The sequence below is a fragment of the Bartonella sp. B30(2025) genome (genome assembly GCF_053793825.1).
In genome coordinates this window covers 623,321-636,197 of record NZ_CP200034.1, presented here as the reverse complement: position 1 = coordinate 636,197, position 12,877 = coordinate 623,321, and the positions used below count along the sequence as shown (strand labels likewise).

Genomic DNA, 12,877 nt, shown 5'->3' with positions numbered 1-12,877 from the left:
TCTGCTGTGAAAATTTTAGTGAATGTTCATAAAACAATTACAAATGACGGAGCGTAGCGCAGCTTGGTAGCGCACCTGATTTGGGATCAGGGGGTCGTAGGTTCAAATCCTATCGCTCCGACCATACTTTTTAGTCTGTATGAAGTAGTGGTTTTATTAGATGCGTTTGGTAAAGAAGTTATCATGTCAGCATTGATTGGTTTAAAGGAAGATAACCATGGTTGCACGTATTTATAACCCCGCAAAAACTGCTATGCAGTCAGGGAGATGGGGAACTGTTTTTTGGTTTTTGCAGTATGAGCCAACGCAGGCAAAAATGCTTGAGCCTCTTATGGGATATACTGCAACGTCCGATATAAATAATCAAGTGAGAATTCGGTTTAATAGTAAAGAGGAAGCAATTGCTTTTGCACGTAAAAATGCTATCCCTTATCGTGTAGAGAAAGCACATAAACCGATTCGGCGTATTGTTTCTTATTCTGATAATTTCCGTAGTGATAGGTTGCAACCTTGGACACATTAGCGGGGGATACTATTTATAAAGTTTGGAAAATAATCAGTTGGTCCCGTAGCTCAGCTGGATAGAGCAACGGCCTTCTAAGCCGTGGGTCACAGGTTCGAATCCTGTCGGGATCGCCATATTTTTATACAATCAGAGAGCTTTGTACAACTCTTCTGATTTATATCGCTTTAGTTTCGCTTATTTGTTATTTGTGTTCTTTATTGATTGAATTAATAAAATCCAATTTCGATCAACCCGTTTCGTATATGGCTACTGTATTTATATTTGATCTAACACAAAAAGGGTGTTTATTCGCAAAAATTGTTGCTTGTGCGTTAATACTGGTGTTACAGATATTTTTTCAGTCTATGTCCTGATTTTTTATCTTTATTGTTCGTGTACTACAAATTTTGTAAAATCAATTACCATAGCTTTCTTTATTAAATTTTTTCTATTTTTTTTGCAGTAAATATTTTCTGCCAATCGATCTGATTTGAAAGAATTTATGTCAATTAAAAAAAATTATAACAGAATTCGTGTAAAGATGTTTTTTTGTTTTTTAGTGATGATTTTTATATTATACTTTTCCAATTAACACCAAAACTGCACGATTATGGTGCAAAGCAGCGTACAAAATCGTACACTATTCAAAACACGTTCACGCATATCATATTCCCATTGATTAATGGAAAAACCATTTCAATCTTTCAAAAAATATCTATTTTTTTACGAAGATATCGTCTTTTTTATCTATGATATCAAGAAGATGTTGTTTTTGATTTTTTTTAAGGAATGAGTAATTTGCAGGATCGACCACGTTAAATGAGGGCGTATATACTTATATTTCTTAGTTTTAAATACAATTTACTTGTGATGTTAATTATACATTTTTACTCTAATGCAAAATTGTTGTTGTAAAAGGCAGGGGTGCTTAGGGGAAAGAAGCACCCCCATAAGGTTAAATACTTTTTGTAAAGATTTGTTCCGTATTTTGCTTTATCTTTGTAAAAATATCTCATCCATTATGTTCATGCAAACAATCTGTTTTTCATTATGATATATGCGGTATATTTTTAAGATACAGGTGAGCTGATTAAGTATTACTAAACGCTGGTCTTAGCTTATAGAATAATATCATTTGGCATTCTTTGAGATTATTGAGATTGTATTTACACAAGATATTCAAGTATGACATCTTTTAATAAAAAACTTAATGATTATTGGTCTTGAACGTTTCATCTTTATTGGTTTCTAGGCTCTCATGTAACTATCAGGATTTGTTTGCCCTATTTTTATTGCTTGGATGGCATAAAATCTCATCTTATTACGTGTTGAGGTCATAAATGCGCTTATATACTTTTATTGCAAGTAGTCTTCTTTAGTTTATTTTATTTATATACTGTAAATATTTGATGCGATGAGTTTTTTATCATATTTAAAACCCTTTTGTGCTACTTTTTTCATATCATATTTGTTTTGGTTAGATTGGCTTGTATTTAATATCTCGGATATATGCGTACTTGAATTTTATATTGAGAAGTGTATTGTGGTCTTTATATTAGGCATTTGAGCCTGTTTCATTCATAAGTGTTGATTTTTAGAAATCCTTTAAAAAGTTTATATTAACGTTCAGATTTGTAAATATGAGTATCACTGAACGTTGATACATGGTTGAAAATGTATAACTCCATTGGATAATCTTGTTATAGTTCAGCTTGAGATGTAGAACATTCAATAGATCAATTTATGAGGCTGTGTAGCAAGTAGCAGAGGAGGGCGAAAGGTTTGAAAAGTATCACGTAAGCATCAGCTTATTCGTGGATGCTGAAATTAATACTGCAACTTCTGTACGTGAAAATATCAGAAACAGCATCGTTTATAAAAAACACATCGTTAATAATAAGTTACAACCTATAAATACGATAGTTACCAATATTATGACATCACTGAGAAAAAAATTCAGTACTTAAAATATGTTTTTAAGCGATGTCTATACATTGTACGTTGTGAATTTAATTTTTAGAACAAGATTATCGATAATGTTTTGCTTTTTTCTAGAAAAATCATGAAGGTGATAAGCAAAAGATACTTTCCAGAGAGTCCTATTGAAAGGAAAGAAAGAGCGTGAATGATAGCTAATGGTAGAATTTAAAATTGACTGTACATTGTATACACAACACATAAGCCATGTTAACATGTTAAGAAGTAGGCATACAATCATTCACATAAAACATTCAAAATAGGCAAAGTCCAATGAACAATAAGGTGGGGAAAATATATTGGTTCGTAGCTTTTATCAAAAATATAGGTATGTCTCCTTATGCGGCTGTTTCTTTACTTTAAATGGACAAATTTGATGAGGCTATCTTGCCGGTGGGTTAAATCAATAAAATTGTTGCCATTCCATGTAGTATAAAATTCGACAAAGCCTTTAAATCACTTTTAGTATCTGAAAATAAGAGGATTTGCTGAAAACATCGAGAATGCACAAGTTTTCCCTCATTTTTCGAAGGCATAAAAATATATTGAAAACTTTCTTTTCAATTTTTATATATTGATCAACAAACAAAAAAGTATATTTGGTAAATAGATAAGAATATTATATAGGAACCTATGATATTACATGGGATTTTTAAAGGATTATTTTTATTTTGTGATTTGTTTAACAGGTATCTAATTACCTTTTCATGTCATGCCGCAAGGTAGCAATATTAAGCAATAAAGTTCTCCAGGAAATTTTTTATCTGCTGGTAAAGTATTTACAATGAGATATAAAATTACTTTTAAGTTGATAGATAAGATTATTTAATGAATATTTTATCAAAATGCATATCATGATATAGAATACATATTGTTATTTTTTCATGACATGTTTTCATTAAAATTATAAGCATCTGTTTTTTCTACGAAAATCCTTAGCGCGAACAGTAGATTTATTGTTTTATTTTTTTATTTTGACTTTACATATAACACAAAACGAATTATAAAATAATCTCAAAATGAGATTATTGATAAATATCTCGCTTCAATTTTCAGTGAAAATGGAAAAAGAAAGTTTATAAAAAATCATGATTAAAGTCTTAAAATACCACACATGTTTATGTGCTCTTACAACATCTATTTTTTTTTTAGTGCCCAATATAGCTGTTAAGGCTCAAACTGTTAAGGCTCAGGAGGAGCGTTCATGTAATGCTTTATTGTCATTATATTCGTGTGATGCTGTTGTTTCGAGAGAAGATAACAGTGACTTTATTATCTCTCAAGACTTTAATATTGATAATATTATTATAAAAAAATCTGAAAATATTTCCATTAATGTAGGAAAAGAGGCCAGTTCAAATTCCCTGGAGACTTTACAGTTGAAAAAGTCTGGCACTATTATACCAGAGATTTTGACAAAACCGAATACAGCGGTTGTTTTGGATAGTGTTTCTGTTACTGGAAATGGAAAAAATACTAAAAAAGCCAAAGAAGAAAATAGTCACGGGAGTAGCGTGAACCGGGCAGTTAATGGTGTCAAGCAAGACGGCTTTCTTATCGTTCATAATAGTAAGGTTAATGTTAGTAATATTCATGGTTTTGCAGTTGAAGCTTTACCAACATTTGTTGACCCCAGTTGGAATTTAGCACACGATCCAAAGGATAAATCTGAGGTTTTTGTTGAAAATTCAAATATTGTTCTTAAGGGTCGGGGGGTTCATGGAATGCATTTTGGAGTGGAGAGTTCAGCAGAAGACTATATAGAAGGCGAGTTACTCATTCGATTAGGGGATTTCCAGTTTAAGAACTCTGTTTTAAAAGTTCCTGATGGTACGGCGGTTTATGCCGATGATGCCAGAAGGTTTTCTTATATCACTTTATTAGGGGGATCAAAATTTATTTCTGACCGGTTATTAGAGGTTAAGAATAACTCATTTATAATGGTTGAAGCTGATTCTTCTTTGCTTATAGGGGGAAGTTCCATTGAAAAAGATTCTTATGCTGAAATGAATTTATTCAATAAATCGCAGTGGACTGTGACACCAGGGAAAAGCAGTAATCAGAGAAACTCAGCATCTGTAGCTTCATCAATTTCACATTTGAGAGTTGTTAATAGTACTCTTTCTTTTAAGAAACCACAAAATGGTAAATATCAGACTCTTCATATTGGGATGTTTGATGAAGATTTTCCAAATTATGCTTACATTGCGAAGGGTAATGCGCGCCTTCTTGTAAATGCACATTTAGCTATAGATGGTAAAGATAAAGGGATAAAGACAGATAAAGTTTTGATTTATGGTGACGTTTATGGAACGACCAAAGTTTATATTGTAGAAGATTCAGGAAGCGAAAAAGTTTTTAGAAAAGGTGAGATAGGAGACAGACAAAGTGTTTCGCTGATTCAGGTTTATGGAAGAGCAAGTAAAGATTCCTTTAAATTACCGCTTGGTTATGTAGCCTTAAGAGGAGTACCTTATCGGTACAGCCTTCGTGCTTATGGTCCAGAAGAGGCAAAAGATGAAAACAGATTGATTAAAGAAAAGCGAGTTAAGGGGAGTCAAGACTTTTGGGATTTCCGTCTTGAAGCTGAGTATATAGAGCGTTACGCTCGTAATTTTTCTTCTCATCGTCCTCGTGTAATTCGTTCTGTTGGATCTAGTGATCATCCCGATTATGCTCTGGCTGGTTTAGATGATTCTGTTTTTCATTCTGGAGTAAAAATTAGGGCTGTTTTACCACAAATTCCAACCTATTTGCTTTTACCAAATGCTTTGTTTCATGCTGGTTTAATGGATGTTAATAATCAAAACAAGCAGTTGGAAACTATGCGTAAATCTATTGGAAACGTTTTAGAATCTTCTAAAAATTCTGCTTTTTTTGTGCGGGGTTATGGTGGACGCCATAGTTATGTTTCAGATTTATCTGCGCTTGAATATGAGTATGAAGGAAATTTGGATCATAATGCTGTAGAAACAGGCGTTTTGCTAGATGCAATTGAGAGTGCTCATGGCACCGCAAATCTTGGAATGATGGGAACTTATGGAAGAATTTCTCTGCAACCTCAGGATATTGTAGAAAGTAAAAAGAGCGCATTTAATAAATGGTCGGCTACAGCATATGGTAGCATATTGCATAATACAGGTTTTTATTTAGATAGTTTATTTTCTTACGGTTTTTTTAAAGGTGATGTTTCGATCCTTGAACGTGGAAAGACAGCAACATTAAAAGGGAAAACTCTGAGTGCATCATTGACTGGTGGTAAGGCATTTATGATAGGGGATAAAAGCCTTGTTTTAAATCCGCAAGTTCAAGTTGTTTATCAAAATCTGCAATTTGATAAGACGTCTGATATTGATGGTTTTGATATTGAGATGGCGACACCTGATCAGTGGGTGATGCGTGTTGGTGGGCGTTTAATTAAGACGCTTGCTATATCTGAAGCGGGGCGTGTTGCTTCTTTCGGTGGAAAGCTTCATCTTGTTCATAATTTTGAAAAAAATCAATTCGTGCATTTTAAAGATACGTTTCAGTTGGGTGCTTTTGGTTCTTTTTTAGAAGCTGGGTTGAGTTTTAATACTCAATTATCTCCAAATTTTGTATTCCGTGGAGATATGACTTATCAGCATCGGCTAAGTAAAGCTGGTTTTTCCGGGATGAGTTTCTCTGGTGGTCTTAGTTATCGTTTTTAACTATAACATGAAAGATAAGATCACTTTGATGTAATTATAGGGTGTTATGTGAAGTAATAAAAGTAATTTTCAGAATGTTATATTTTTATTGTTCAAATTTTAACTAAGTATTATCTTAGGTATTGTTTGTTTTCAATTAAAATGGGGGAGGATAACATAATATTTTTTAATATATTAAAATGTTTTGAATTTTTATTTACTTTTACAATGACTGTTTTTTCTTTTTTATAAGCTGTTAATATTAATGCCTCTGTACTTTTCTATTTCAGAGGCATAATTTTATAGTGGTAGTGATAATAATATATATTTATAAATAAAATATATTATTTAAAAAGCTTTAAGAAAAAATTTTTTATTACTATGTCTATTTCTGCTATAGGCATAAACTTTTGTTATAGCTATACAAAGCAGAGAATACTTATTAATGTTTCTCAGATAATTTTCTTTTGTAATAGTTTAGATTAAATATTTGTACATGGTGCGTATGTGTCATAAAGCGGAAACTTATTATATCTGATTCAAATCTTTAAAATATACCCAAGCTTCGCACTCAGAATGCAATTGTTAGCATGACAAAAATTAATAGAGCGTTACATGCTGTTCATGTATCAGGGGAAAAAACGGATATGTTTTCATTACTGCTGTAAATATTGATATTGAATCAGATAGTTTGAATACGGAAGAGATTGGTATTGTTAGAGGTTTTGGTACAATAGTTAGGATGTCAGGAAGTATCATCACAGTTAAAGAGGTGGCTTATTTCCAACACAACTTTGAAGGTGATATTTTTTTAGATATTATTGGTTATTAGGAAAAAAAGAGACGCTTCTAATTGAGAATAGAGATGCGGGTACGTTACCAAAGAATTTGAAAAATTTTTCAAGGTTTTACTGTTTATTTGAGAGATGATGCTGTGCAGCATTATTAATGCGGATGGTTTTTTCCCCGTGAGCTTTTCTAGTTTTGTAGACGGTATGGCAAATTATTCCAAGAATATCATTTAGAAACTTTCTAAGAAAAATTTCTTGAATAGGGTTTGACATTAGGCTTTGTACTAATGTTAGATAGGTAAAATGATATAAGAAGTGGTTATAGTTGACTGTTTTAATGTATATTTTCATCATTAAATAAATATTTTGCTAAATTGGATTTTAATACTGAAAACTCAAAAGGGGTGCAAAAAATCACAAAAATTAAAATTTCCAGTGAAAAGGGTAGGAGTCTTTAAAAATTTTAAGCAGTTGTTTTTTAGAGAGTAGAGGTAGATTTCCAGTAACTTATTTAAAGCACCACCCATCACTTTCAATCAAGCAATAAAAGATGGATTATTAGGCAGATTTAAAAAACAAAAATAATTAACTTATTGATTATATCGCATTACTAAAAACAAAACGGTGCCCCCAGAGAGACTCGAACTCCCGACCCCCTGATTACAAATCAGGTGCTCTACCAACTGAGCTATAAGGGCTTAACAATATGTGAGGTAGCACAAACTTACAAAAAGGAAAACAAAAAATTGTCAATTTTGTATAATTTTTTTAATTACATCACAGAATTGTAAAATAATCAGCTTTTTGTTCCTTTATTATCTTATATAATATTTTTTTCTATGCTTATACCATATTTAGTAGAGACTGTTAGTAAAAATGAGTCATTTTATTTATCATGTTACGAATCTGAAGATTCTTGCCTGTTAGAGAGGTATTGTTCTAACCAATGGATATGGTAATTACCATCCATAATATCTTGGTTATTAATCAGATCGCGAAAAAGAGGTAATGTCGTTTTGATTCCATCAACCACAAATTCATCTAAAGCGCGTCGTAAACGCATCATGCATTCTAAACGAGTCCGTCCATGAACAATCAGCTTTCCAATTAAGCTATCATAATAAGGTGGAATACGATAACCAGAATATGCACCTGAATCAACACGAATCCCTAAACCTCCAGGTGTATGAAAATGTGTAATTGTTCCCGGTGATGGTGTGAAATTAACGGGATCCTCCGCATTAATACGACATTCAATAGCATGGCCGAAAAAACAAACATTGTCTTGCGTAACTGAAAGTCCTTGGCCAGCTGCAATATGAATCTGTTCGTGAACTAAATCTATACCTGTAATTGCTTCAGTTACAGGATGTTCAACCTGTAAACGAGTATTCATCTCGATGAAATAAAATTCACCATTTTCATAAAGAAATTCGACGGTACCTGCGCCACGATACCCAAGTTCTGCGCAGGCATTTGCAACAATATTACCAATTTTTTCCTGTTCAATTGCATTAAGTGCAGGTGAATTAGCTTCTTCCCATATTTTTTGATGACGTCGCTGAAGTGAGCAATCACGATTTCCTAAATGAATAGCATTTCCTGCTCCATCGCCTACAATTTGTATTTCAATATGGCGTGGTTTTTCTAAATATTTTTCAATATAAACTGCATCATTACCAAAAGCAGCTGCTGCTTCTGAACGGGTTATTTTTAACGCTACAGCAAATTCTTGTTCAGAATGAACAACTTTCATACCACGTCCACCACCACCAGCAGAAGCTTTAATAATAACAGGGTAGCCAATTTCGCTCACAACACGCAAAGCTTCTGATTCTTCAGTAATAGCTCCATCTGAACCTGGAACTACAGGAATTCCAAGCTTTTTAGCGGTTTTTTTTGCTTCAATTTTGTCACCCATCATTCTAATATGAGCAGCTGTTGGACCAATAAATGTAATATTATGGGCCTCTAAAACATCTGCGAACTTTGCATTTTCTGAAAGAAAACCATATCCTGGATGTACAGCATCAGCTCCTGTGATTTCACAGGCAGCAATAATTTGCTGAATACTCAAATAAGAATCGCGAGCTGAAGGGGGACCAATACAAACGCTTTCATCAGCAAGACGAACATGCATTGCGTCAGCATCAGCGGTCGAATGAACAGCCACAGTTTTTATTCCAAGTTCTTTGCATGCTCGTTGAACACGAAGAGCAATCTCTCCTCTATTAGCAATGAGAATTTTCCGAATCATACTTGCCCCTCGCTTTATTCTACAACAATAAGTGGTTCACCAAACTCAACTGGTTGACCATCTTTAACTAAAATGGCTTTTACCGTACCGGAGTGTGGAGATGTAATGTGATTCATTGTTTTCATTGCTTCAATAATAAGTAATGTTTCTCCTTCAGAAACTCTTTGTCCTACCTCTACGAAAACTTGTGCACCTGGAGCAGGTGCAAGGTACGCTGTGCCAACCATTGGAGATGTTATTGCATTTTTTAGTTTATCTTCCGATAGAGTAGATGCTTCAGATTCTGCAGATGAAGAAGAAGCTATTTCTGCAGTTGAAGAAGGAGGAGTTATTGCAACAGTAGGATTCGAAATGGGAGGGCAGATTGTTTGTTCAGTAATGATTGAAGTGTTTTGACGTGATACACGAATACGAAGTTCGCCCTGTTCAAGTTCGATATTAGTTAAATTCGTGTCGTTTAAAATTTCGGCAAGGTCACGGATAATCTTCGTATCAATTGCATTATGTTTCATCGTATCCATTTTTTTTGTTGCCATTTTATTTTTAACTCCTTGATCCATGAAGAACTTCACTATTTAATTGCTGTGATGAAATGTCTCTAAATTGCGAATAGCCTTTTTGAGCTAGGAGAACTTATCTACTTTTTCGGTATTTATACTGATAGTATTTTGCAATTAAAAATCCATATACATTACAAAAATTGCATTTATAAACCTATTGACAAAAAAGAAAAAGTCTAAAATCATTTAATTTATGGTATTTTTATAAGACTTATGAGATAAAAAAGACACTCATTGTACATTTTCTATAGATCTTTTTAAGATTTCTTGGCTTACAGCTCCGACAAAGATTTCATTATTTATGATATAAGAAGGAGTTCCTGTAATATCTAGTGTAGAGACAATTTGAATATTTTCTTGAAAATAATTCTGTAGGTTAGGATCTTGCATTGCGTGGAGCAATTTTTTTTTGTTAGCTCCTAATGAAGTTGCGATTTTCATGGCTTTTGCTTCATTCGAGCGATTTGGGCTAGTTAAGAGTTCTTTATAAAATTGATAGTATTTTTCTGGCAATTGTTGTCTAAAAGCATAGGCAACAGTATGTGCTGCCATAGAATCATCCCCTAAAATTGGTAAATCCTTAATAATGACTCGTAAATCTGGATATTCTTTTATTAAATTCGTTATGTGCGTATATGATTTTTTACAATGGCTACAATTATAATCGAAAAAAACAACGAGTTCTGTTTTTCCATTTGGATTTCCAAAAACAGCATCATGAGGAGATTGAAAAATTTCCTTTTTTAGTAAATTAATAAGAGAAACTTGTTTTTCTTTTTGTTTTTTTAGTTTTTCTTGGAGAATAATCTGCATTTGTATCATAATCTCTGGATTAGTGAGTAAATATTCTCTTACAATATTTTGAATGTCGTGATCATCCGTATGTAATGCAATCTTTTTTTTCAGCTTAGATAAAAAGGTAGTGTCTTCTAAAAGTTGTGTCTTAATAGCTTCTAAATCCAAATGATTTTGTGTTTTCTCGTTTAATTTTGTGCTGGATGAAGAAGGCGAACAGATTAAAACGCTTAATATGGTTGTTGCTAAAATTCTTGCAATGAATGTCGTTTTAAAATACTGAGATAGATTAGTCATTTTATATTTTCTACCTTTACTGCAAACGTTAAAAAATTAGGTGGAAAGTATTGCGTGTACACAATAAAACATCTGATTATAATGTAAATTGAGTCAGTTGCAAAAAAAACATATTTTTTTTTTCATAAAAGAGTTTTATCTAATGCATATTTTGCTATCATTATGTTTTACAGTCTAAAAGTTTTTAATTTTTAAGATATTGTTTTAATTTATGGTGATGTTAAAAATATTGATACGCATATTTACTACGAAAAAAGTGCGTTAATAACGCGCTTGATAGAGTCTTAATATTGACTTTAAGCTACTGTTTTGTTGAGCACAGTGGAACGAAATAGATCTAATATGAAAAGTAAAATTATGAAAACCACAACGCATTATGATCTTTTTATCATTGGTGGAGGGATAAACGGATGTGGGTTGGCAAGAGATGCAGCTGGGCGCGGATTTAAAGTGGGCTTAGCTGAAATGAATGATCTTGCATCTGGTACATCAAGTGCATCAACAAAACTTATTCATGGAGGTCTTCGTTATCTTGAACATTATGAGTTTAGACTGGTTCGTGAATCACTAAAAGAGCGCGAGATTCTTTGGCGTATGGCTCCGCATATTGTACGCCCTTTGCGTTTTATCCTTCCTTATCATAAAAAATTGAGACCTGCTTGGATGCTGCGTTTGGGAATTTTTATTTATGATCATCTTGGTAGTTGGAATCAAAAGTTGTGGCGCAGTAAAACTGTTAATTTTTCAAAAAGTTTTGGTTCTACGCTTAAAGAAAAGTATCATAAAGGTTTTGAATATTCTGATGCACGGGTAGATGATGCACGCTTGGTAATTGCTAATGCACGTGATGCAGAAAAATTGGGGGCTGATATAAAAGTGCGGACAAGAGTTCTGTCTGTAAAAGTTGAGAATAAAAAGTGGCTTGTGGTTCTTCAAGATAAGTTAAGCGGGAAAGAGTATTGTGTCTCTGCCTCTTATGTTGTGAATATGACAGGTCCTTGGGCTAATCACGTTTTGGAAAATGTATTAAATTGTAAAGGATGTTCACCAGTACGACTTGTTAAAGGTTCTCATATTGTTGTTCCTAAGCTTTATGTTCATGATCGTGCTTATATTTTTCAAAATGAGGATGGGCGCATTATATTCTCTATTCCGTATCAAGAAAATTTTACATTACTCGGGACAACAGATTGTGAATATCAAGGTGATCCTGCTGATGTTTGTATTACAGATAAAGAAATTGATTATATATGTACCGCTGCAAGTGAATATTTTATAAAGCCTGTACAACGAGAAAATATTGTCTGGACTTATTCTGGTGTTCGTCCGCTATATAATGATGGATCTTCCAAAGCACAGGAAATTACGCGTGATTACGTTTTGAAAGAAGTAGGTAACGGGGATGCTCCGAGAATTCTTCATCTTTATGGCGGCAAGATTACAACTTATCGCAAATTAGCTGAAGATGTAATGAAATTTGTTGAAAAAGCGCTTGGCAAAAAAGGAGCGTCATGGACAGCAAATTCGACACTTCCTGGGGGTGATTTTCCATGTAATAAGCTAGATGCAATCGAAAATAAAATTGCTCTTTTAATTTCAGATTTAGACGATTTTACACATCGAAGGCTTGCTCGCTCTTATGGTTCCGAAGCGCTGACAATATTTGCTAATGGCAAGGCAGATAAGGGAAAAAATTTTGGACATGGACTTTATGAAATAGAGGTAAAGTGGTTAATGGAAAAGGAGTGGGCTCAAACATGTGAAGATGTGTTATGGCGTCGTTCAAAACTTGGTCTTTTGTTCAATAAAGAAGAAATTGAAGCACTGTTTACTTATATGCAAAGTAAACAAGAAACTACACAAAATTTGCAATAATCTAATTTACAAGACTTATATCACTGGAGTATGACATTTGTTTACGTCATAAATTGCAAGACATTGGAGAGAATTAAGTCATAATAATAGAATTATCTGAGATTTTGTATTATTGATTTGATTAAGAGTATTCTAAATGTGCAAAAATGGCA

General features: G+C 33.1%; 7 protein-coding genes and 3 tRNA genes. 6 read left to right on the top strand and 4 right to left on the bottom strand.

The window, feature by feature from the left end; genetic code table 11:
- The first annotated feature begins 47 nt into the window (after positions 1-47).
- From V4P55_RS02655 to V4P55_RS02635, 5 genes are all read left to right on the top strand, one after another.
- Positions 48-124 (top strand) — tRNA-Pro (locus V4P55_RS02655).
- A 93-nt stretch (positions 125-217) separates the two neighbouring features.
- A complete protein-coding gene (locus V4P55_RS02650; protein WP_455474890.1) occupies positions 218-523 on the top strand; it encodes an ETC complex I subunit in 306 nt (101 codons plus the stop codon).
- Positions 524-562: 39 nt separating this feature from the next.
- Positions 563-639: transfer RNA gene (locus V4P55_RS02645), tRNA-Arg, on the top strand.
- A 2,931-nt stretch (positions 640-3,570) separates the two neighbouring features.
- Entirely contained in the window at positions 3,571-6,171 is a 2,601-nt protein-coding gene (locus V4P55_RS02640; RefSeq protein ID WP_455474889.1) for an autotransporter outer membrane beta-barrel domain-containing protein, read from the top strand.
- A gap of 670 nt (positions 6,172-6,841) precedes the next feature.
- On the top strand, positions 6,842-6,982 hold the full coding sequence (locus V4P55_RS02635; protein WP_455474888.1) for a hypothetical protein: 141 nt from the start codon (positions 6,842-6,844) through the stop codon (positions 6,980-6,982).
- A 584-nt stretch (positions 6,983-7,566) separates the two neighbouring features.
- Here the strand turns inward: V4P55_RS02635 and V4P55_RS02630 are convergent.
- The 4 genes from V4P55_RS02630 to V4P55_RS02615 form a co-directional block, all read right to left on the bottom strand.
- A tRNA-Thr gene (locus V4P55_RS02630) sits at positions 7,567-7,639 on the bottom strand.
- 200 nt (positions 7,640-7,839) lie between these two features.
- Positions 7,840-9,198, bottom strand: coding sequence for an acetyl-CoA carboxylase biotin carboxylase subunit (gene accC / locus V4P55_RS02625; RefSeq protein WP_455474887.1), 1,359 nt, complete (start codon positions 9,196-9,198; stop codon positions 7,840-7,842).
- 14 nt (positions 9,199-9,212) lie between these two features.
- The gene (gene accB, locus V4P55_RS02620) at positions 9,213-9,734 is read right to left on the bottom strand and encodes an acetyl-CoA carboxylase biotin carboxyl carrier protein (protein ID WP_455474886.1); all 522 of its coding nucleotides are present in this window, start codon (positions 9,732-9,734) and stop codon (positions 9,213-9,215) included.
- A gap of 255 nt (positions 9,735-9,989) precedes the next feature.
- Entirely contained in the window at positions 9,990-10,850 is an 861-nt protein-coding gene (locus tag V4P55_RS02615; RefSeq protein WP_455474885.1) for a thioredoxin domain-containing protein, read from the bottom strand.
- Positions 10,851-11,192: 342 nt separating this feature from the next.
- Between V4P55_RS02615 and glpD the strand changes: the two genes are divergently transcribed.
- Entirely contained in the window at positions 11,193-12,725 is a 1,533-nt protein-coding gene (glpD, locus tag V4P55_RS02610; protein ID WP_455474884.1) for a glycerol-3-phosphate dehydrogenase, read from the top strand.
- The last annotated feature ends 152 nt before the right edge of the window (positions 12,726-12,877 follow it).